Origin of the sequence: Pseudomonas sp. NBRC 111124, assembly GCF_001320245.1 — a bacterium.
Classification (GTDB): domain Bacteria; phylum Pseudomonadota; class Gammaproteobacteria; order Pseudomonadales; family Pseudomonadaceae; genus Aquipseudomonas.
Window position 1 is genome coordinate 176,228 of record NZ_BCBA01000002.1, and the last position, 20,324, is coordinate 196,551.

The following is a 20,324-nucleotide window of genomic DNA, read 5'->3' on the forward strand; positions in this document are numbered from 1 at the left end:
GGAGATCCTGTGGGAGCGGGCGCGCCCGCGAAGAGGCCGGCACAGGTGATGCAGTACTCCCAGGAGCCCACCGATGCTCAAGACCATCGAAGAACACGTGCGCAAGCAGGTCGCCCCCGCCGCGCTGCGTGCCGAGTTCCGCCAGCACGAATTCGAGTCCATGCGCCCGTTCTGCATGCTGGTGTTCTGCGTCAGCATCGCCATCTGGCTGGTCTTCGACCTGCTCGTCAGCTTCCTCGGCGGCCAGGGCTTCACCTGGCTGTCCTACCTGTTCATCGCCTTGCTCGGCTGCCTCACCGTGGTGCTGCGCTTTACCCGCAACAGCCATCACTTCGACGTGCTCAACCTGCTGTTCATCGCCGCCATCACCCTGGGCATGCGCCTGGTGATCGAAGGTATCCCAATGAACCTGCGCCCGGTGTGGTTGGTGCTCGGCGTGTCGACCGTGCTGTACGCCGTGTCGGTGCTGCCGGTGCGGCGCTGGTCGTTCTTTTGCGCCATGGTCATCGCCTGGACCGTGCTCAACCCGTTCTACCACACACGCATTGAGCCGGACGAACTCGAAGGCGCGATGCTGATCAGCTACGCCGTGTTCCTCAGCGGGCTGGTGATCTACAGCTACCTGCAGATCCGCCAGGCCAAGCTGCACAATTTCTACCTGTCCAAGGTGCTGCTGGAGCAGGCCTATGTCGACGCCCTGACCGACATCCCCAACCGCCGCTCGTTCATGGCCAAGGCCGAGCGCCAGTTGCGCCTGGCGACGTCAGCGCAGTACCTGGCGATGATCGACATCGACAATTTCAAGCGAGTCAACGACCGCTTCGGGCATGACGTGGGTGATGAGGTGCTCAAGCGCGTGGCGGTGCATATCAAGGCCGGCGTTGACGGCAATGAGTTCGCCCGGCTGGGTGGCGAGGAATTTGCCATCTTTTTCCAAGGGCTGGACCAGCAAGGGGCCGAGCAGCGGGTCAGGGCCCTGTGCCAGCGGGTGCGTGACGACCAAGGTGTGCCGCCCGTGACCATCAGTATCGGCCTGGCCCGGGTCGACCGCGGTGACAGCCTGAGCACCGCCCTGGTGCGCGCCGACCAGGCACTGTACGAGGCCAAGCACAGTGGCAAGGATCGCTTCGTGCTGTGGACTAGCCAGCTGGCAAGCGAATCCTGAACTGTGCCCCACCCAAGGCAGACTGCGCGACCGTCAGGGTTCCGCCCTGCCCTTCGATCGCCCGGCGGCTGATTGCAAGGCCCAGGCCAAAGCCGCCAGTATTGCGATCGCGGCTGCGGTCCAGGCGGTAGAACGGCTGGAAGATCCGCTCACGCTCCTCGGCCGGGATACCGATGCCATCGTCCTCCACGGTCAACAGGCAGGCACCGTCTGCCTCCAGGCGCAACCTGAGCAACAGGCTTTCATCGCAATAGCGCATGGCATTGCGCACCAGATTCTGCACCGCCCGGGCGGTCAGCCGTGGGTCCAGCACGAAGCGTGGCAGGTTGTCCTCGGCCTGCACTTCCCACTGGATCCCACGGGTGTCGAGCTCTTCGGCAAAGCTGCCGAGCACGCTGTCGACCAGTTCCAGCAACGACACTTCGACCCGCTCGCGGGCCTGGTCGGCATTGTACAGGCGGCTGTACGACAGCAGTTCGAGCACCAGCTCGTCCAGCTCGCGCACATGCCCGACCAGTTCCAGCAGGCGCTTGCGGCTGGTTGCTGGCACTTCGTCGAACAGCAGCACCAGGCCGAAGTCCAGCCGGGTCAACGGTGTGCGCAACTCATGGGAAACCGCGTTGAGCAGCTCGCGCTGCTGATTGACGTGGCGTTCGAGGTCGCTGGCCATGGTATCGAACACGCCCGCCAGCTCGCCAATGTTCGAGTGCGGTGAAATGTGCGTGCGCTCGGCCATCTGCCCCTGGCCGAGGCGCCGGGCGGTCTCCTTCAGGCGCTCCAGGTCGCGCCAGTGCGGCCATACCCACAGCAGCAGGCACCCCAGCATGGCCGCACCGATCAGCACGGTCACCCCCCAGGACAGTACGTTGATATCCAGCGGGTCCGGCGGTGAATGGAGGCTTACCAGCCAGCCCTTTTCCAACGGTGCCAGCACGGTCTGGTAGTAACCCCAGTCACCGATGCGCACAACGTACAGACCGTGTTCCAGGCGCGCCCGCTCCTGCGGGCTCAGGCCGGCCTTTTCGCTGCGTAGCAGCTCGACCTCCAGTGGCGCGAAGGCTTTGGCCAGCTCCTGCTCCACCGCTGGCCATTGCGCTTGTGGCGCCTGGCGGAACTGGCGGACGATCAGCGATTGCACGCCCTTGGCCTGGTCCAGGTTATAGGCCATGAAGCGGTCATGGAACAGGCCGACAATGGCATCGGGAATCAGCAGCAACGCCCCGGCGTAGGCGACGATGATCACCAGATACAGGCGCACCAGGATCTTCAGCATGGGGCGTCAGCACTCCCACTCGACGCGGCTGAACAGGTAACCCTTGCCCCACACGGTCTTTATCTTGCGCGCCTCGCCGGCACTGTCATCGAACTTGCGGCGCAGCTTGGAGATCGCCACGTCCACCGAGCGGTCTGTGCCGTTGAACTCGATGCCACGCAGTTGCTGGAGGATGCGGTCACGGCTGAGCACCACCCCGGCATTGCGCGCCAGCACCACCAGCAGGTTGTATTCGCCGCTGGACAGCTCCACCTCTTCGCCGCGCCAGCTGACCAGGCGCTCGGCCAGGTCGATGCGCAGGCCGCCGATGAGGATCTGGTGGTTGTCCAGGCGCGGTTCGTTGACGCTGCTGCGGCGCAGCAAGGTGCGCACACGGGCCAGCAGTACCCGTGGCTCGCACGGTTTGGTCACGTAGTCGTCGGCGCCCATCTCAAGGCCCAGCACCTGATCGTGGCTGTCGTCGCGGGCCGTCAGCATCAGGATCGGCAAGCTCTGCGACTCCTGGCGCAGCAGGCGGCACAGTTGCAGGCCATCGATGCCCGGGAGCATCAGGTCGAGAATCACCAGATCGGGGTTGTCCTGCCGGAACGCATCCAGCACATGGTCGCCACGGGCAATCACCCGGACATGGAAATCGTTGCGTTGCAGGTAGCTGGCGATCAGCTCGGACAGCGCACTGTCGTCTTCGACCAGGAGAATGTTGGGCATAAAGGTCAGCTTGTAGGAGCGGATTCATCCGCGATAAGGCCAGAACAGGTGCCTGCAGAATATAGAAACCTACAAACCGGTAGGACTGTTCTTAACACTTTTTCACACAGGCCCTACAGGTGTTAACAGCCTCCCGCGGAACGGTTGCCTTAGTATACGCAAGGTCATCATCGGAAGATCCGCATGCCTATTACCCTCCCCCCGCACCTGCGCCCCCTGGCGCTCGTGGCGCTGCTTGCTCTGCCCCTGGCCGGTTGCGACGACTCGGCCGAGCAGGACGATAAACAACCCACGCCCCAGGTCCGCGTAGAAACCCTGCAACTGCAGCCGCTGGCCATCAGCACCGAGCTGAGCGGGCGCATCCTCGCACCGCGCACGGCAGAAGTGCGTGCGCGCGTCGCTGGCGTGGTGCTCAAGCGGGTGTACCGCGAAGGCAGCGACGTCAAGCAAGGCGATGTGCTGTTCCTCATCGACCCGGCGCCGTTCAAGGCCGACCACGACAGCGCCCGCGCGACCCTGGCCAAGGCCGAGGCCACGCTGTACCAGGCGCGCCTGCAAGAGCAGCGCTACCGCCAGCTGGTCGACGACAAGGCGGTCAGCCGCCAGGAATACGACAACGCCCGCGCCGCGTTCCTCCAGGCCGACGCTGCCGTTGCCGAAGCCAAGGCTGCACTGGAGCGCGCCCGCCTGAACCTGGGTTACGCCACAGTCACCGCACCCATCTCCGGGCGTATTGGCCGCGCCCTGGTGACAGAGGGGGCTCTGGTCGGCCAGAACGAGACCACGCCGCTGGCGACCATCCAGCAGCTCGACCCGATTCACGCCGACGTCACCCAGTCGACCCGCGAGCTCAACGCCCTGCGCCGTGCGCTGCGCGCCGGTGAGTTGCAGCAGGCCGGCGACGGCCAGGCCCGCGCCACCCTGATCCAGGACGATGGCAGCGCCTACCCGCTGCCGGGCAAGCTGCTGTTTTCCGACATCAGTGTGGACCCGAGCACCAACCAGATCACCCTGCGCAGCGAGTTCCCCAACCCGGACCTCGACCTGCTGCCAGGCAGCTATGTGCGCGTGCGCCTGGAGCAGGCCGTGCAGCCCAAGGGCTTGAGCGTGCCGCAGCGGGCCATCCTGCGTGACAGCGCCGGGGTGCCGAAAGTGCTGGTGGTCGACGACCAGGCGCGTGTCAGCGAACGCCAGGTGGTACTGGGCAACGCCCAGGGTGACCGCTGGCTGGTCAGCGAGGGCCTGGCGCCTGGCGAGCGCGTGGTGGTCGAAGGCCTGCAGCACGTCAAGGCGGGCGATCAGGTGGAGGTCGACCCCGCCGCTCAGCCCATCGTTCAGCACACCGGCCAGTGAGGGCCTGATCCATGCCGCAGTTCTTCATCGACCGCCCGATATTCGCCTGGGTGGTCGCGCTGTTCATCCTGCTCGCCGGCGCCCTGGCCATCCCCCAGTTGCCGGTGGCGCAGTACCCCAACGTGGCGCCGCCCCAGGTGGAGATCTACGCCGTGCACCCGGGCGCCTCGGCGGCGACCCTGGACGAAAGCGTGGTCAGCCTGATCGAGCAGGAGCTCAACGGCGCCGACAACCTGCTGTACTTCTCATCGCAGAGCAGCCTGGGCAGCGCCACCATTACCGCGACTTTCGAGCCGGGCACCCACCCCGACCTGGCCCAGGTCGACGTGCAGAACCGCCTCAAGGTGGTCGAATCGCGCCTGCCGCGCCAAGTCACCCAGCAAGGCCTGCAGGTGGAAAAGGTATCCACCGGCTTCCTGTTGCTCGGCACCCTCACCTCGGAGGATGGCAGCCTCGATGAAACCGCGCTGTCCGACATCCTCGCGCGCAACGTGATGAACGAAATCCGCCGCCTCAAGGGCGTCGGCAAGGCGCAGCTGTATGGTTCCGAACGCGCCATGCGCATCTGGATCGACCCGCGCAAGCTGATCGGCTTCAACCTCACGCCCAACGACGTGGCCGAGGCCATCGCCGCGCAGAACGCTCAGGTTGCCCCCGGTAGCATCGGCGACCTGCCCGCCCGCGGCACCCAGGAAATCACCGCGAACGTGGTGGTCCGGGGCCAGCTGAGCACGCCCGAGGAATTCGCCGCCATTGTCCTGCGCGCCAACCAGGACGGCTCCACCGTGACCGTCGGCGATGTCGCCCGGGTCGAGATCGGCGCCCAGGAGTACCAGTACGGCACCCGCCTGAACGGCAAGCCGGCCACTGCCTTCAGCGTGCAGCTGGCACCGGGCGCCAACGCGATGGAAACCGCCACCCTGGTGCGGGCGAAGATGAAAGAGCTGTCGCGCTACTTCCCCGAAGGGGTCAAGTACGACATCCCTTACGACACCTCACCGTTCGTCAAGGTGTCGATCCAGCAGGTCATCAACACCCTGTTCGAAGCCATGCTGCTGGTGTTCGCGGTGATGTTCCTGTTCCTGCAGAACCTGCGCTACACGCTGATCCCGACCCTGGTAGTGCCGGTAGCGCTGATGGGCACCTTCGCCGTGATGCTGGCCATGGGTTTTTCGGTCAACGTGCTGACCCTGTTCGGCATGGTGCTGGCCATCGGCATCCTGGTCGACGACGCCATCGTGGTGGTGGAGAACGTCGAGCGGATCATGGCTGAGGAAGGCCTGCCGCCCAAGGAGGCTACGCGCAAGGCCATGGGCCAGATCAGCGGCGCCATTATCGGCATCACCCTGGTGCTGGTGGCGGTGTTCTTGCCGATGGCTTTCATGAAAGGCTCGGTGGGGGTGATCTACCAGCAGTTTTCGGTGTCGATGGCGGTGTCGATCCTGTTCTCGGCGTTTCTCGCCCTGAGCCTGACCCCGGCCCTGTGCGCCACCTTGCTCAAACCGCTGGCCAAGGGCGAGCACCATGAACGCAAAGGCTTCTTCGGCTGGTTCAACCGCCGTTTCGACAGCATGAGCAACGGCTACCAGCGCTGGGTGCTGCAGGCGCTGAAGCGCAGCGGCCGCTACCTGCTGCTGTATGGCGTGCTGCTGGCCGTGTTGGGTTATGGTTTCAGCCAGCTGCCCACGGCGTTCCTGCCCACCGAAGACCAAGGCTACACCATCACCGATATCCAGTTGCCACCGGGCGCCAGCCGCATGCGCACCGAGCAGGTGGCGGCGCAGATCGAGGCGCACAACGCCGAGGAGCGGGGCGTGGGCAACACCACGATGATCCTTGGTTTCAGCTTCTCGGGCAGCGGCCAGAACGCCGCGCTGGCCTTTACCACCCTCAAGGACTGGTCAGAGCGCGGCAGCGATGACAGCGCGCAATCGATCGCCGACCGGGCCACCCTGGCCTTTACCCAGCTCAAGGACGCCGTGGCCTATTCCGTGTTGCCGCCACCGATCGACGGCCTGGGCGAGTCGACAGGCTTTGAATTGCGCCTGCAGGACCGCGGCGGCATGGGCCATGAGGCGTTGATGGCGGCCCGCGACGAACTGCTGGCCGGCGCACACAAAAGCAAGGTACTGGCCAACGTGCGCGAGTCCTCGCTGGCCGAAAGCCCGCAGGTACAACTGGAAATCGACCGCCGCCAGGCAAACGCCCTGGGCGTGTCGTTCGCCGACATCGGCTCGGTGCTGGACGTTGCCGTGGGCTCCAGTTACGTCAACGACTTCCCCAATCAGGGCCGCATGCAGCGGGTGGTGGTGCAGGCCGAAGGCGACCAGCGCAGCCAGGTGGAAGACTTGCTGAAGATCCACGTACGCAACAACAGCGGCAAGATGGTGCCACTGGGTGCTTTCATCCAGGCCAAATGGGTCAGCGGCCCGGTGCAGTTGACCCGCTATAACGGCTATCCGGCGGTGTCGATTTCAGGCGAACCGGCAGCCGGTTACAGCTCAGGCGAAGCCATGGCCGAGATCGAGCGCCTGGTCGCGCAATTGCCGGCTGGTGCCGGCCTGGAATGGACCGGCCTGTCGCTGCAGGAAAGGCTGTCCGGTAGCCAGGCACCGCTGCTGATGGCGCTGTCGCTGCTGGTGGTGTTCCTGTGCCTGGCGGCGCTGTATGAAAGCTGGTCGATCCCCACTGCAGTGTTGCTGGTGGTACCGCTCGGGGTGCTCGGCGCGGTGCTGGCAGTCACCCTGCGCGGCATGCCCAACGACGTGTTCTTCAAGGTCGGCCTGATTACCCTGATCGGCCTGTCGGCGAAGAACGCCATCCTCATCATCGAGTTTGCCAAGCACCTGGTCGACCAGGGCGTGGACGCCACCGAAGCCGCCGTACAGGCCGCCCGCCTGCGCCTGCGGCCGATCGTCATGACCTCGCTGGCGTTCATCCTCGGCGTGGTGCCGTTGGCCATTGCCACGGGCGCGAGCTCGGCGAGCCAGCAGGCGATCGGCACCGGGGTGATTGGCGGCATGCTTAGTGCCACGCTGGCGGTGGTGTTCGTGCCGGTGTTCTTCGTGGTGGTGATGCGCCTGGCCGGACGCAGCCGCACCAAGGCCGAACAGGCGCAGGCCCGCGAAGCCTGACTGGACAAGCCGGGCGTTGAATGAGAGGGTTCCGGGCATTGAATGCCCGGAACCCTTTTTCATGTCTGATGCCCTGCCCTCCTGTTCCGTCCTGATCCTCGCCGGTGGCCGTGGCCAGCGCATGGGCGGGCGCGACAAAGGCCTGGTGGAGTGGCGCGGCGAGCCCTTGGTTGCGCATGTCCATCGTACCGTGCGGCCGCTCACTGATGACCTGGTGATTTCCTGTAACCGCAACCAGCAGGCGTATAAGGCTTATGCCGAGCAGCTGGTCGGCGACGCCGAGGCGGACTTCCCCGGGCCGCTGGCCGGGGTAATTGCCGGGCTTAAGGCGGCAAGGCACGAGTGGGTGGTGCTGCTGGCGTGTGATGCGCCTTTGGTTGACCAGGCGTTGATCAACGCGCTGCGGGAAGTAGCCGTGTCCAGTGACAGTGCTGCGATGGTGCGCCAGGGTGGGTATTGGCAGCCGATGTTCAGTGTACTGCCGCGTCGGGTGCTGCCGGTGCTGGAGCAGGCCTGGGCCCGGGGTGAGCGGAGCTTGCAGAAGGCCTTGCTGCGGGAGACTGTGAAGGGGGTCGAGTGTGCCGAGGATGATCGCAGGTTGAGCAACTTCAATAGCCCTGAGTTGCTTCAAGGCTGAAATCTCTACTGCCCTTGCCGACCTCTTCGCGGGCTCGCCCGCTCCCACCGGATCTGCGCATTACTTGAGCTATGCGCTGTACCTGTGGGAGCGGGCGTGCCCGCGAAAGGGCCGGCACAGGCGATACATCAACTGGCAGTCAGTTCATCGATGCTGATCTCGCGCATCCTGAACTTCTGCACCTTGCCGGTCACCGTCATCGGGAACTCGTCGACGAAACGGAAATACCGGGGCACCTTGAAATGCGCAATCCGCGCCTTCGCCCACTCGCGCAACTCGTCCGCGCTCGCGGTATGCCCCGGATGCAGCCGCACCCAGGCGACGATCTCCTCGCCGTACTTGCTGCACGGCACGCCGATCACCTGCACGTCGGCCACCGCCGGGTGGGTGAAGAAGAACTCTTCCAGCTCCCGCGGGTAGATGTTCTCACCGCCGCGAATGATCATGTCCTTGCTGCGCCCGACAATGCGCACATAGCCTTGTTCGTCCATCACCGCCAGGTCACCGGTGTGCATCCAGCCGTCACCGTCGATGCTTTCGGCGGTGGCTTTGGGGCTGTTCCAGTAGCCGAGCATCACGCTGTAGCCACGGGTGCACAGTTCGCCAATCTCGCCACGCGGCACGGTGTTGCCGTCGCTGTCGATGACTTTGTTTTCCAGCCGTGGCTGGGTGCGGCCGACGCTGGTCACCCGGCGCTCCAGATCATCGTCGGGCCCGGTCTGCAGCGACACTGGACTGGTCTCGGTCATGCCGTAGGCGATCTGCACCTCGGCCATGTGCATCTCGCCGATCACCCGGCGCATCACTTCGATCGGGCAGGTGGCGCCGGCCATGATCCCGGTACGCAGGCTCGACAGGTCGAATTCGCCGCGCTGCGGGTGGTCCAGTTCGGCGATGAACATGGTCGGCACACCATACAGCGCCGTGGCCTTCTCCTCGGCCACAGCGCGCAGGGTCGCCAGCGGGTCGAAGGCATCGTTGGGGTAGATGAGCGTGCTGCCGTGGGTCATGCAGCCGAGGTTGGCCATGACCATGCCGAAGCAGTGGTACAGCGGCACCGGTACCACCAGGCGGTCGTGCTCGGTCAGGCCCAGGCTTTCGCCGACCATGTAGCCGTTGTTGAGGATGTTGCTGTGGCTGAGCGTGGCACCCTTGGGGAAACCGGTGGTGCCGGAGGTGTACTGGATGTTGATCGGGTCGTCGCAGTGCAGTTGCGCCTGACGCTCGACCAGGGCTGCACGGCTGACCGCCTCGGCGCGGGCTTGCAGGTCATGCCAGGCGAGGAAGCCGGACGGTGGTGAGACCGCCAGGCTGACCACCCCGCGCAGCTCGGGGAAGCGTTCGCAGGTCAGCGCGCCGGGCTGGCCGTTCGCCAGGCCCGGGATCAGGCCCAGCAGCATGGCGTGGTAGTCGGAGCTCTTGAAGGCGTCGGCGCAGATGACCCAGCGGCAGCCGGACTGGCCGAGGGCGTAGTCCAGTTCGCTGGAGCGGTAGGCCGGGTTGATGTTGACCAGAACCGCGCCGACCTTGGCGCTGGCGAACTGGGTGATGCACCACTCGGCGCAGTTGGGTGCCCAGATCCCCAGGCGATCGCCGGGTTGCACGCCCAGGGCCATGAGTGCGCGGGCGTGCTGGTCGACGGCTTCGGCCAGCTGTTGCCAGGTGTAGCGCAGGGCCTGGTGGCGGACCACCAGCGCATCGCGCTCGGGGAAGCGGGCGACGGTGGTGTCGAAGGCGTCGCCGATGCAAAGGCTGAGCAAGGCCTTGGTCTGGTTGCCCTGGGAGTAGCTTGGCTGGGGCATGGGCGTTCTCTTGTTGTTCTTGTGTAGTTTGAACTGGCCTCTTCGCGGGCATGCCCGCTCCCACAAGGATTTCCACTAGTCTGACCCTGTGGGAGCGGGCACGCCCGCGAACAAGCTCACACTGATTTAACGGATGAACACCTGCGGCGTAGTGGTGGACATGTCCCCCCCAGGCAACTTGATGTTCTTCACTTTCTCCAGCGTCTCGGGGTTGAACACCGCCAGGTCGTTGAAGGTGCCGCCCAGGTACAACTTCTCGCCCTTCTTGTCGAAGGTCACGCAGTAATAGGTGTGCTCCAGATTAGCCGCCTTGATCAGCTTGCGCTGCTTGATGTCGTACTTGGCCAGGCGGTTGAGCACGCCGTAGATCTGGTTCGGGTCCTTTGGTGAGCGCAGGCCGGTGAAGTAGAGCTCGGTCAGGTCGGCGAACTCCTGGGTGTGGGTCTTGCCGGTCTTGAGGTCGACGCTCAGGTAGCCATACAGCGGCTGCGCCTCGTTCGGGTCTTGCTTGGCATCCTTGAACCTGGCGATGGTGTAAAGCATCGAGAACTCGTGGCGCGGGCTCTGGTGCGGCCAGAAGTACAGCACATCCGGGGCGCTGTAGCCCTTGCGGTTCCAATTGCGCAGCGGCAGGGCCACGGTGTATTTGCCGGTCTTCACGTCCATCTTGTAGATGTCGGGCCCGGCAACGTACAGGCTGCCGTCGTCGGCCGCTCGCATCAGGTACACCTGCCGCGGCATCGGGAAGGTCCGCACCGGCTTGGCCTCCAGGCCGTCGGCGGTGTTGTACACCTCAAGGCGCGGCGGCTTGACCACGTAGTGGTCGTTCAGGCGCTGGGTCGGGTTGACCGTGGCGTACACCTCTTTGCCATCCGGGCTGAGGGCAAAGGAGTACATCGACTTGCCGACTTCACCGGGCACGCTGGACAGGTTGGCGTGAAAGGTGGTCTTGCAGGTGTCCAGGTCGATGCCGTAGATGTCGGCATAGTGGTTGTTGAGCACGTAGGCGGTACGGTTGTCCGGCGCCATCATTGCGGTGCCGGGGCCGAACCTGTCGGGCATCTGGCAGCTCTTGTACAGCGTGTCGCTGGCCACGTCGATGACGTGCAGGTTGTTCGGGTAGTTGGTGGTGATCAAGTATTCCTGGCCAGCCTTGAGGGCCGGCCCGGCATCATCGGCCTGTACCGCCCAGGCGCAGGCCGTGGCGGCGATGGTCAGCGCGAGTTGCGCGCAGCGTCCAGCTTTCATGCGGTTTCCCCTTGTCATGCTTGTTGGGCCGGTCACTTGTCTTTCGGGAACACGGTGCCGAGGTTGCGCCAGTCTTCCTGGGAGTTGTTCGCCTGGGCGTTCCAGTCCTGGTAGGTGCTCATCATGTCCGGCACCTGGGCCGGCCACCAGCAAGGGTCGGAACAGCCATACAGGTCGGCCTCCATCGGCTGGCACAGCGAGCTGACGCCACCAAAGGCGTCCACTTCCCAACCCGGGTCGGTGGTGGCGGTGCAGCCGGCCACCGCGCTCATGGCCATGACTTCTTCGACGCGGTCTTCGGCGGCGGCCTGCTCGAGGATGCGCGCCTTGTTGTTCAGGGGCTTCAAGTGCTTCATGTCAGTGGCCCTTGCGCGGGGTGATGTAGCGGTCGATGAAGGCCGGGTTGGCGGCCATGATGCGGCTGTAGACTTCGATGCCGAAGTCGACCCAGTCGCGCATCAACTCGCAGTAGTGGTAGGTCGGGTGCTGCGGGTCGCCGTAGCGGGCGTAGCTCTCGTGGTAGCAGCCGCCGGAGCACAGGTTGCGGATGCGGCAGCTGTCGCAGCCGGTGTTGCTGCGGTCCAGGCGCTGCGACAGGAAGTCGTTGAGCTGCGCTTGCTTCACGCCTTGGTGCACGTTGCCGAAAGTCGGCAGGCTGGAGCCGGTGAAGCGGTGGCACAGGTTCAGCTCGCCCTCGTGGTCCACGGCCAGCATCTTCAGCCCGGCCCCGCACGGCAGGGCCTTCTTGTGACCTTCGTGGATGTCGGTGATCAGCTGGTGCAGGTTGGAGAAGCCGATGTTGCGGTGCTCCAGCGCTGCTTCCAGGTACTGGCGGCCCAGCGCCTTCATGTTGGCGAACACCTGCACCAGCTCTTCGCCGGTGAGGTTGAAGTCGGCCATGTCGCCGGAGGTGACCGGGGCAAAGCCGACTTCGGCAAAGCCCATCTCGTTGAACAGGTGGTTCCAGATGGTCTCTACGTCGGTGATGCCACGGGTCAGCGTGACCCGCGCGCCCACCGGGCGGCTGGTGTAGCGCGACAGCAGCAGGTCGGCCTTGCGCCGTACCACGTCATAGGTGCCCTGCCCGCCGACGGTGATGCGGTTGCGGTCGTGCACGGTCTTCGGGCCGTCGATGCTGATCGACAGGCCGAAGCGGTGAGCGTTGAGCCAGTCGATGATCTCTTCGGTCAGCAGGGTCGCGTTGGTGGTCATGATGAACTCCACCTGCTTGCCGGCTTCGGCGAAGCGCCGTTCGCAGTAGGCGACCATGTGCTCGATCAACGGCCGGTTGGACAGCGGCTCGCCGCCGAAGAACACCACGCTGTAGCGCTCCTCGTTGGGCGATTCCTTGAGCAGCATCTCCACGGACGCTTCGGCGGTGGCGGTGCTCATCTTCTTGCCAGCGGACGGTTTGTCCAGGTCTTCCTTGTAGCAGTAGGTGCAGCTGAGGTTGCAACCGGTGTTGACGTTGAGTACCACGGTGTTCAGCGCCGTGCGCTCGACCTGCTTGAGGGCGATTTCCGGGGTCAGCGGCGAGCCGTCGCTGACCAGCTCCAGCGCAATCAGCTCGCGCAGGGTGTCCTGGATATCGTCGCCGGCGAACTGCTGGCCAAGGCGCTGCATCAGCTCCTCGGCCGAGCAGCCTTGCTGGCGCAGGGTGTCGATGATGCCGCCGGTCACCGCGTCAGCGGTGAACAGCGAACTGCTGGGGATGTGGAACAGCATGCGGTCAGCATCGACCTGCACTTCGTGCAGGTTGCGTTCGACCAGGTTCAGTAGCGCGCCCATGGCGACCTCCCGATAATCGATTCGTTGGAAAATCCGTTACGCCCTGCCCTTACGGCAGCGGCGGGTTGTTCCAACGCTGAACGGTGACGATCATGTGGCCTGCACCCCGCTGGCCGCCATCTGCCAAGGTGGCGACCACCTTCAGATTGCCGGCGTTGTTGGTCATCATCCTGCGCGCCGGGTTCGGCCCGGCACCGCCTGGCACGAACACGCCGTCGGCTTGCATCTGCCCGGCGAACTTGACGTCTTCGTCCTCGGCGGCACGCTCGTTGAACGGCTCGACCGCCCAGCTGGCCGGCAGGTAGCCGATACGCAGCGGCTGGCCGCTGGCGTCCTTGCCCCAGGCTTCGGCTTCAAAACGGCCCTGGACCTTGGGCACCGAAGCACCGTTCTCGCCGATACGGGCGATGGAGAACGCCGGCACGACCTTCACTTCATCGACCTTGTCGTAGACCGCCAGCTTGACGCCCTTGAGTTCACCTACCGCGACCTCGCGCTGGCCAGGCTTGGCATCGGCCGCAGCCCGGGCTTTCACGCGTACCAGGGTCGGGGTCTGTTCCAGTACCTCAGTCACTTCCACGCCAGCACCCAGTTCAGGCTTGCCGGCCAGGCCGGTGCCGACCAAGGTAATTTCGCTCTCGCCCCCGGCCTTGATGAACTCAGGCTGAACCGCCAGCAGGCGCGCCTTGCCCTGTTTGGCTGCGATGAAGTCCAGGCCGCGCTCGTCGTGATCGGCCTCGAACATGCGCCCCTTCATTTCGCCATCCAGTGCGGCGAACACCTGGCGCAGGTTGCTGTCGCCCACCTGCACATTGCCGCGCCACTCATAGCCGTTGTAGAGAATCGCCGAGCCACTGCCGTTGAACGGCGTGCCGTCAGCGTAGCTGCCCTTGACCTCGACCTTGAAGGTATCGCCCTGGTCGGCGCTGACCGTCATCACCCCGTGCACATCGCCCTTGGCCAGCATGTGGCCGCTGAACGCCCACTGCCCCGGCAGCGCGGCGGCGGTCGGCTTGGCCTTCTGCCATTCGGCCCAGGCCGGGCTTTGCAGCGGGAAGCGCTTGGCCAGGTCCGGCACCACTTGCTTGAGGGCGATTTCCAGCCAGTCACGGTCACGTGCCTGGGCCTGGTATTCGAGGGACGGCCATTGGCCCAAGTGGAAGTTGACCAGGTGTTCCCATTCCTGCGCCGGGCGCCGCTGCAAGGCGACACGGGCACCGGAGTGGCAACGGCCACAGGTTTCGCTGAGCTGGGTGTCGAAGTGCTCGACGGTGTTGAGCCGGCGCTCCATGGCGTAACGCACGCCCTCGGTCTCGCTTGGCGCCAGGCCTTGCTTGTCGGCCAGGTACTTGACCAGGGTTCGACGGTCGTCGTCGCTGATCTGCAGACCATGCATGACCTGCATGCGGGCGATGCTCATCAGCCAGCCTTCCGGCGTCTTGCGTTGGTGGCTGATGCGGCTGTAGGTATCGTTGCCCTCGGGGATATGGCACCCCATGCACTTGTTCTGCAACAAGCTCGGGCCCTGCTCGGCCGCCATGGCCTGGGTACCCAGCAGTGCGGCAGCGACCAGCGCCAGTGTGCCCGCATGCCGCCGGAGTCGAGTCGTCTTCAAGGTCAGACCTCCACGGTTGTTGTTCTTATCGTTTTCACACGCTTTGGTACAGCAGGTGTGCTTGTGACGGTTGTGATACAGAAACTGTGCCAAGTGGGGCAAAAACTTTGTATTTCAGGCTTTTAGCAGTTTTCGTCAGGGCTGTTGGAGGGTTGCCTTGGCCGTGGGAGCGTGCCATTTCGCGACAGGGTGTTTCATCCTGAGACAGGGCCTGCAAAGCCACTGTTTCACACCGTCTCACAGCGTCTCAATGTGCAACAGCGCACGCCTGCAAGGCTGGCCTTGCACAAAAGCAAAACCCAGCCAGTTCAACACCTTGCGCCCATTGCACCGGTTTGGCACGCGCCTTGCGCCAGTGCCTGCCACATCCAATGACAAGAGGCACAGCCCCATGCTTTCCGACCTGCCCATCCTGCCCGCCACCCGCGCCTTTCTCGAGCGCAAGCTGAAGATGCGCATCGGCGCCGACTGGCAGGACGCCGCCAGTGGCCGCACCCTGTCGTTCCGCAACCCGGCCACCGGTGAAATCCTGGGAGAAGTGCCCGCCGCCGAGCAAGAGGACGTCGACCGCGCCGTGCGCGCCGCCCGCCAAGCTTTCGACGACTCGGCGTGGAGCCGCGTACGCCCACGCGAGCGGCAGAACCTGCTGTGGCGCCTGGCCGACCTGATGGAACGCGACGCGCAGCAACTGGCCGAGCTGGAGTGCCTGAACAACGGCAAGAGCGCCGCCGTGGCCAAGGTCATGGACGTGCAGCTGGCTATCGATTTTCTGCGCTACATGGCCGGCTGGGCCACCAAGATCGAGGGTAGCACCGTCGAGGCCTCCATGCCGTTGATGCCCAACGACCAGTTCCATGGCTTCGTACGCCGCGAGGCCGTTGGCGTGGTTGGCGCCATCGTCGCCTGGAACTTCCCGCTGCTGCTGGCCTGCTGGAAGCTTGGCCCGGCCTTGGCCACCGGCTGCACCGTGGTGCTCAAGCCAGCCGACGAAACCCCGCTGACGGCGCTCAAACTGGCCGAACTGGTAGACGAGGCCGGCTACCCGGCCGGGGTGTTCAACGTGGTCACCGGCACCGGCCTGAACGCCGGCGCCGCGCTGAGCCGCCACCCGGGCGTGGACAAGCTGACCTTCACCGGTTCCACCGAAGTGGGCAAGCTGATCGGCAAGGCGGCCATGGACAACATGACCCGCGTCACCCTCGAGCTCGGCGGCAAGTCGCCGACCATCATCATGCCCGACGCCAACCTGCAGGAAGCCGCTGCCGGCGCCGCCACGGCGATCTTCTTCAACCAGGGCCAGGTGTGCTGCGCAGGCTCGCGCCTGTACGTTCACCGCAAGCACTTCGACAACGTGGTAGCTGACATCGCCGGCATCGCCAACGGCATGAAGCTCGGCAGCGGCCTGGACCCGGCGGTGCAGATGGGCCCACTGATCTCGGCCAAGCAGCAGGACCGGGTGACCGGCTACATCGAGCTGGGCCGTGAACTGGGCGCGACCATCGCCTGTGGCGGTGAGGGCTTCGGCCCGGGCTACTTCGTCAAGCCGACAGTGATCGTCGACGTCGACCAGCACCATCGCCTGGTGCAGGAGGAGATCTTCGGGCCGGTGCTGGTGGCGATGCCGTTCGACGACATCGACGAAGTGATCGGCATGGCCAACGACAACCCTTACGGCCTGGGTGCGAGTATCTGGTCCAACGACCTGGCGGCGGTGCACCGGATGATTCCAAGGATCAAGTCCGGCTCGGTGTGGGTCAACTGCCACAGCGCGCTGGACCCGGCGCTGCCGTTCGGGGGGTACAAGATGTCGGGTGTCGGCCGTGAAATGGGGGCGGCTGCCATCGAGCACTACACCGAGTTGAAGTCGGTGTTGATCAAGCTCTGAGAGTCAGCCTGGGGCTGCTTTGCAGTCCCAGGCACTCAGCTGTAACCCTGATCAGCCAGCCACCGGCGAAGCATCATCTGCTGCGCAGCAGGCTGCCCCTTCAGCAGGCCCTCAATGGGCAAACCCGCCTGCAACCCTGACACCACCGGCGCCAGCTCTACCCCCTGCAGATGCCACACCCCCAGCGGCTGATCCGCCGTCACCACCACCTCGGCCTCGTCCACCAACCTCTCCCGCAACACCGGCCGCCGCGCCACCCGCACCGCCGTCCAGTCCGCCGCCAGATGCAACGGCTGCGCATCCGGCCATGCCCGGCGGCGTTCCCAGAATGGCTGCCCTACCCGCTCAAGCTCCTGCCCATGGAAATCCCGCCCGATGCGGGCAAAGCGCAAGAACAGCTGCTCGATCCGCTGCTGATGAAACTGCTTTGCCAAGGCGGCACGCTCAGGCCGGCGCAGCAAGGTATTGATCACCACCGGCGCCTGCAACGCCGAGGACAGCGACTGGAAAATGCCATTTCCCGACAATGGGTCAACCGCCATCGCTGCATCACCCACCCGCAGCCAGTCATCCCCGATACACTCGCCCGCGAGGATCGCCGTGCTGCTGCGGGCATGCACCTGCGCAGGTTCCAGCGCCCGCGCATCGAACACCTCGGCTACCAGTGCCGATGCACCACGGCGTGCGGCGCAATACTCAGGCAGCGCCGCCTTGCCCGGCAGCCCTCCGGCGTCCAGGGTCACCTGCCAGTAGCACCGCCCATCGGCCAGCCGGGCCATCCAGGCCCAACCATCGTCCAGGCTTTCCACTGCCGACGCAGGCGCGCCAGGTTCCGACTGCCAGAGGTTGAGCAGGCTGACCGTTTCCGGGCCACGCAAGCGGTCAGCTGCCAACGGCGCCTGTCGGCCACGCGCCTCGACCAGAAAGTCGCACTCAAGCAGCTGCCCGCCATCCAGCCGAACCTGATAGCCCTCCGTGCGCGAAATCTCCCGCACACGCCCTTCCACCAACCTCACCCCTGCGCGCAGCAAGTCATCACGCAACGCACGATCGAAGCGCTGGCGGTCGAGCAGAAACTCCTGATTGAGTTGCAGGTGCTGGCCATTCCAGCGCACCTGACGTGTCGCCGGCACCGCCGCCTCGGCCAAGGCACCGCCCAAGCCGGCATGGCGCAGCCCTTCCAGCACGCGTTGCGAAACCCCTTCCACGGCAGCGAAACGCCGCCAGTCGGAAGCCACCGTCACCGGGTAACCCAACCGGCGCAGGCCAAGCGCGGTAGCCGCACCCGCAGGCCCGGCGCCCAGCACCAGAATACGTGGCTCACGCATCCGCCACGCCTCGTCGCTCCGGCCCGCGGTAAGCCGCATGAGCCTGTAGCCAGGCGTAGACCTGTTGCCGGTTCAGGCCAGGCTGCTGCTGCAACAATTTCGCAATCCGCCCGCTTACCGCCGCGCAGCCAAGACTCGCACCCGCCCGCCCGCGTTCGCCCACATGGCCACCGAAGTCGGCCTGAGCGCTGCCGAGCCACGACCACTGCCCTGGCGCGCAGCGGGCATCACCGGTAATGCGGATAACCCCCGGATACGCCGCCGGGTATACCGCATTGCCCTGCGCCGGGCTGGACGCGCACAGCAGCACCCCAGCCTGCTGCACTTCAACGCAGGCCTGGCGCAACACCGCCCGATCCTGCTGCAGGCCAAGGCTCAGGTTGATCAACATCACCCCCTGTTCCACCAGCCAGAACAACCCGGCGGCGACCTGCAAGGCGCTAGTGCTGCCTTGCTCGGTAAACACCTGGGCCAGCACCAGCGGAAGTTCGCCCGCCTCGGCGTGCAGGCTCGCCAGCACGGCGCTGCCATGGCCGAGGCGATCAGGTTGCAACGCCCCCTCGCACAACACGCCCTCGTCCAGCCAGAAGCGCCGGGCCGAGACCAGTGCCTGCGACGGCGCACAACCACTGTCGATCACGCCAACCCTGAACTCAGTGGCCATGCTTGATCGTCTCCTGAGGCAGTACGCGCAGTTGCCCACCTTGCAGATGCAGGTGCAGGTCGGCATCGGCCAAGGTTGATGCGCGGTGGCTGATCAAGATACGTGTACGGCCGGCGAACAGTTCGTCGATGGCGGCAATCACTTCGCGCTCGGTAGCTTCGTCTACCGCCGAGGTGGCTTCGTCGAGCACCAGGATCGAGGGCGCCTGCAGCACTGCCCGGGCGATGGCGATGCGCTGCTTCTGCCCGCCCGAGAGCTGCTGGCCGCGCTCGCCGAGCAGCCCGTCCAGGCCCATCGGCAAGCTCTCGACCAGGCTGTCGAGGTGGGCCAATTGCACCACCCGTTGCAACTGCTCACGGCTGGCCTTGGGGGCACCGTAGGCAAGGTTCTGCGCCAGGGTGCCGCGGAACAGCACGATGTCCTGGCTGACCACTGCGATACGCTGGCGCACGGCGCCCAGATCGAGCTCGCGCAGGTCGGCGCCATCGAGCAGGATGCGCCCGGCATCCGGGTCGTAGAAGCGCTGCAGCAGGTCGATCAGGGTCGACTTGCCGACACCGGAGGCACCGCTGATGGCGACTTTCAGGCCGCCGGCGATGCAGGCATCGACCTCTGCCAACACCGCGCCCTGGCGCCCGTCATGGGCAAAACTCACGCCTTCCAGGCGCAGCTCGCCCGGCCCTCGCGGCATGGGCCTGGGCGATTCGGCTTCGCGCACCGCCACGGCTTCCTGCTTCAGCTCCATTACCCGGCCCAGGCTCACCGCCATGCGCTGCACCGCCACGTACAGGCCCAACAGGCTCTGCACCGGGCCGACTGCCATGCCCATGTAGGTGGAAAACGCGATCAGCGCGCCAAGCTGCCAGGTGCCCTGGATCACCCACCAGCCACCGACCAGAAACGCGCAGGCGCGGCACCACGAGGTCAGGGTGCCGGGGATTGCCTGGGTGAAGAACTCAGTCACCTGCACCTTGAGCAGCTGGCGCATGTAACCCTGCCCCAACTGATCCAGGCGCCCGGCCTCACGGTTTTGCTGGCCGGACGCCTGGATGAACTTCATCGCCGGCAATGTCTCGACCAAAAACGACGACACGTCGGCCGAACGCTCGCGCAGGGTGCGCACCTCGCGCTCGACCTTGCGCCGCATCCAGCGCAGCCACAGCACTTCGATCGGGATCAGCAGTGCCAGCAGCAGCGACAGTTGCCAAGACAGCATCAACATCAGCGTCACCGCACCGGCCAGGCCAATCACCGCCGACACCGCCGAGAACAGCGAATCCACGGCAAAACGCTGGATCTCGGCGACATCACCGTCGAGCCGCGAGAGGATGTCGCCGGTGCGCCGACGCCCGTAGAAGGTCGGCGACAGTTGCTGCAAATGGCGGTACAGGTCATCGCGCAGGGCAAACAGGATGCGCCCCGACAGACGTGTGTGCAGGTAGCGGTTGACGCCGGCCAGCACAGTGCCCAGCAGGCCGGCGCCAATCATGATCGCTGCCATGTGCCAGAGGGTCTGGTAATCCTTGGCCAGCAAGCCCTCGTCGATCAGCGTCTTGACCAGCCAGGGTTGTGCCAGGGCCAGCAGCGACGCGCCGAAGGACAAGCCCAACAGCACGCCGATGGCCCGTTGATGAGGGCGGACGAAACCATAGAGCCAGGCCAGGGCCTGACGCATGAGTACCGGGTCGCTGGTGTGCACCAGCCTTGCGAACAGGCCACCCATG

Annotated in this window: 15 protein-coding genes; 5 read left to right on the plus strand and 10 right to left on the minus strand. The window is 65.3% G+C overall.

Going from position 1 to position 20,324, the window contains the following annotated elements:
- Positions 1 to 73 precede the first annotated feature (73 nt).
- On the plus strand, positions 74 to 1,165 hold the full coding sequence (locus tag APH28_RS01725) for a diguanylate cyclase (RefSeq protein ID WP_060507319.1): 1,092 nt from the start codon (positions 74 to 76) through the stop codon (positions 1,163 to 1,165).
- On the opposite strand, the gene APH28_RS01730 is transcribed toward APH28_RS01725, so the two are convergent.
- The gene (locus tag APH28_RS01730) at positions 1,140 to 2,438 is read right to left on the minus strand and encodes an ATP-binding protein (protein ID WP_060507320.1); all 1,299 of its coding nucleotides are present in this window, start codon (positions 2,436 to 2,438) and stop codon (positions 1,140 to 1,142) included. The two genes, APH28_RS01725 and APH28_RS01730, sit on opposite strands and share 26 nt — an antisense overlap.
- 6 nt (positions 2,439 to 2,444) lie before the next feature.
- Positions 2,445 to 3,146 carry a response regulator transcription factor gene (locus tag APH28_RS01735; protein WP_060507321.1) on the minus strand — a complete coding sequence of 234 codons (702 nt, stop codon included), beginning with the start codon at positions 3,144 to 3,146 and terminating at the stop codon, positions 2,445 to 2,447.
- Positions 3,147 to 3,329: 183 nt separating this feature from the next.
- On the opposite strand from APH28_RS01735, the gene APH28_RS01740 reads away from it, so the two are divergent.
- From APH28_RS01740 to mobA, 3 genes are all read left to right on the plus strand, one after another.
- Positions 3,330 to 4,499, plus strand: a complete 1,170-nt coding sequence (locus APH28_RS01740) for an efflux RND transporter periplasmic adaptor subunit (RefSeq protein ID WP_060507322.1) — start codon at positions 3,330 to 3,332, stop codon at positions 4,497 to 4,499.
- Positions 4,500 to 4,510: 11 nt separating this feature from the next.
- On the plus strand, positions 4,511 to 7,633 hold the full coding sequence (locus APH28_RS01745; protein WP_060507323.1) for an efflux RND transporter permease subunit: 3,123 nt from the start codon (positions 4,511 to 4,513) through the stop codon (positions 7,631 to 7,633).
- A gap of 61 nt (positions 7,634 to 7,694) precedes the next feature.
- On the plus strand, positions 7,695 to 8,270 hold the full coding sequence (gene mobA, locus APH28_RS01750) for a molybdenum cofactor guanylyltransferase MobA (RefSeq protein WP_060507324.1): 576 nt from the start codon (positions 7,695 to 7,697) through the stop codon (positions 8,268 to 8,270).
- A gap of 128 nt (positions 8,271 to 8,398) precedes the next feature.
- Here the strand turns inward: mobA and APH28_RS01755 are convergent, their stop codons facing one another.
- From APH28_RS01755 to peaA, 5 genes are all read right to left on the minus strand, one after another.
- A complete protein-coding gene (locus APH28_RS01755; protein WP_060507325.1) occupies positions 8,399 to 10,072 on the minus strand; it encodes a fatty acid CoA ligase family protein in 1,674 nt (557 codons plus the stop codon).
- Positions 10,073 to 10,198: 126 nt separating this feature from the next.
- On the minus strand, positions 10,199 to 11,320 hold the full coding sequence (gene peaD, locus APH28_RS01760) for a quinohemoprotein amine dehydrogenase subunit beta (protein ID WP_060507326.1): 1,122 nt from the start codon (positions 11,318 to 11,320) through the stop codon (positions 10,199 to 10,201).
- A 32-nt stretch (positions 11,321 to 11,352) separates the two neighbouring features.
- Positions 11,353 to 11,676 carry a quinohemoprotein amine dehydrogenase subunit gamma gene (qhpC, locus tag APH28_RS01765; protein WP_027916687.1) on the minus strand — a complete coding sequence of 108 codons (324 nt, stop codon included), beginning with the start codon at positions 11,674 to 11,676 and terminating at the stop codon, positions 11,353 to 11,355.
- A gap of 1 nt (position 11,677) precedes the next feature.
- Positions 11,678 to 13,108 (minus strand): quinohemoprotein amine dehydrogenase maturation protein, encoded by a 1,431-nt coding sequence (peaB, locus tag APH28_RS01770; RefSeq protein ID WP_060507327.1) that lies wholly within the window; start codon positions 13,106 to 13,108, stop codon positions 11,678 to 11,680.
- Positions 13,109 to 13,157: 49 nt separating this feature from the next.
- Positions 13,158 to 14,723, minus strand: a complete 1,566-nt coding sequence (gene peaA / locus APH28_RS01775) for a quinohemoprotein amine dehydrogenase subunit alpha (RefSeq protein WP_060507328.1) — start codon at positions 14,721 to 14,723, stop codon at positions 13,158 to 13,160.
- A 391-nt stretch (positions 14,724 to 15,114) separates the two neighbouring features.
- Here peaA and APH28_RS01780 point away from each other — a divergent pair, with 391 nt between their 5' ends.
- Positions 15,115 to 16,608, plus strand: coding sequence for an aldehyde dehydrogenase (locus APH28_RS01780; RefSeq protein ID WP_060507329.1), 1,494 nt, complete (start codon positions 15,115 to 15,117; stop codon positions 16,606 to 16,608).
- A gap of 35 nt (positions 16,609 to 16,643) precedes the next feature.
- On the opposite strand, the gene APH28_RS01785 is transcribed toward APH28_RS01780, so the two are convergent.
- Genes APH28_RS01785 through APH28_RS01795 form a run of 3 tightly spaced genes read right to left on the minus strand, consistent with a single transcriptional unit; the run spans position 16,644 to position 20,323 of the window.
- Complete coding sequence (locus tag APH28_RS01785; protein WP_060507330.1) at positions 16,644 to 17,936, minus strand: NAD(P)/FAD-dependent oxidoreductase; 1,293 nt, start codon at positions 17,934 to 17,936, stop codon at positions 16,644 to 16,646.
- On the minus strand, positions 17,929 to 18,600 hold the full coding sequence (locus APH28_RS01790; protein ID WP_060507331.1) for a S8 family serine peptidase: 672 nt from the start codon (positions 18,598 to 18,600) through the stop codon (positions 17,929 to 17,931). Before APH28_RS01790 ends, APH28_RS01785 begins: the two co-directional genes overlap by 8 nt.
- Positions 18,590 to 20,323 (minus strand): ABC transporter ATP-binding protein, encoded by a 1,734-nt coding sequence (locus APH28_RS01795; protein WP_060507332.1) that lies wholly within the window; start codon positions 20,321 to 20,323, stop codon positions 18,590 to 18,592. The genes APH28_RS01790 and APH28_RS01795 overlap by 11 nt, the downstream gene beginning before the upstream one ends.
- Position 20,324: the final 1 nt, after the last annotated feature.

What these genes read in the sequence shown, in the direction of transcription:
- APH28_RS01785 (WP_060507330.1), bottom strand. Translation starts at nt 17,936, where the DNA reads ATGCGTGAGCCACGTATTCTGGTGCTGGGCGCCGGGCCTGCGGGTGCG.
- APH28_RS01745 (WP_060507323.1), top strand. Translation starts at nt 4,511, where the DNA reads ATGCCGCAGTTCTTCATCGACCGCCCGATATTCGCCTGGGTGGTCGCG.
- APH28_RS01730 (WP_060507320.1), bottom strand. Translation starts at nt 2,438, where the DNA reads ATGCTGAAGATCCTGGTGCGCCTGTATCTGGTGATCATCGTCGCCTAC.
- peaD (WP_060507326.1), bottom strand. Translation starts at nt 11,320, where the DNA reads ATGAAAGCTGGACGCTGCGCGCAACTCGCGCTGACCATCGCCGCCACG.
- APH28_RS01735 (WP_060507321.1), bottom strand. Translation starts at nt 3,146, where the DNA reads ATGCCCAACATTCTCCTGGTCGAAGACGACAGTGCGCTGTCCGAGCTG.
- peaB (WP_060507327.1), bottom strand. Translation starts at nt 13,108, where the DNA reads ATGGGCGCGCTACTGAACCTGGTCGAACGCAACCTGCACGAAGTGCAG.
- APH28_RS01755 (WP_060507325.1), bottom strand. Translation starts at nt 10,072, where the DNA reads ATGCCCCAGCCAAGCTACTCCCAGGGCAACCAGACCAAGGCCTTGCTC.
- APH28_RS01795 (WP_060507332.1), bottom strand. Translation starts at nt 20,323, where the DNA reads ATGGGTGGCCTGTTCGCAAGGCTGGTGCACACCAGCGACCCGGTACTC.
- mobA (WP_060507324.1), top strand. Translation starts at nt 7,695, where the DNA reads ATGTCTGATGCCCTGCCCTCCTGTTCCGTCCTGATCCTCGCCGGTGGC.
- qhpC (WP_027916687.1), bottom strand. Translation starts at nt 11,676, where the DNA reads ATGAAGCACTTGAAGCCCCTGAACAACAAGGCGCGCATCCTCGAGCAG.
- APH28_RS01790 (WP_060507331.1), bottom strand. Translation starts at nt 18,600, where the DNA reads ATGGCCACTGAGTTCAGGGTTGGCGTGATCGACAGTGGTTGTGCGCCG.
- APH28_RS01725 (WP_060507319.1), top strand. Translation starts at nt 74, where the DNA reads ATGCTCAAGACCATCGAAGAACACGTGCGCAAGCAGGTCGCCCCCGCC.
- APH28_RS01780 (WP_060507329.1), top strand. Translation starts at nt 15,115, where the DNA reads ATGCTTTCCGACCTGCCCATCCTGCCCGCCACCCGCGCCTTTCTCGAG.
- APH28_RS01740 (WP_060507322.1), top strand. Translation starts at nt 3,330, where the DNA reads ATGCCTATTACCCTCCCCCCGCACCTGCGCCCCCTGGCGCTCGTGGCG.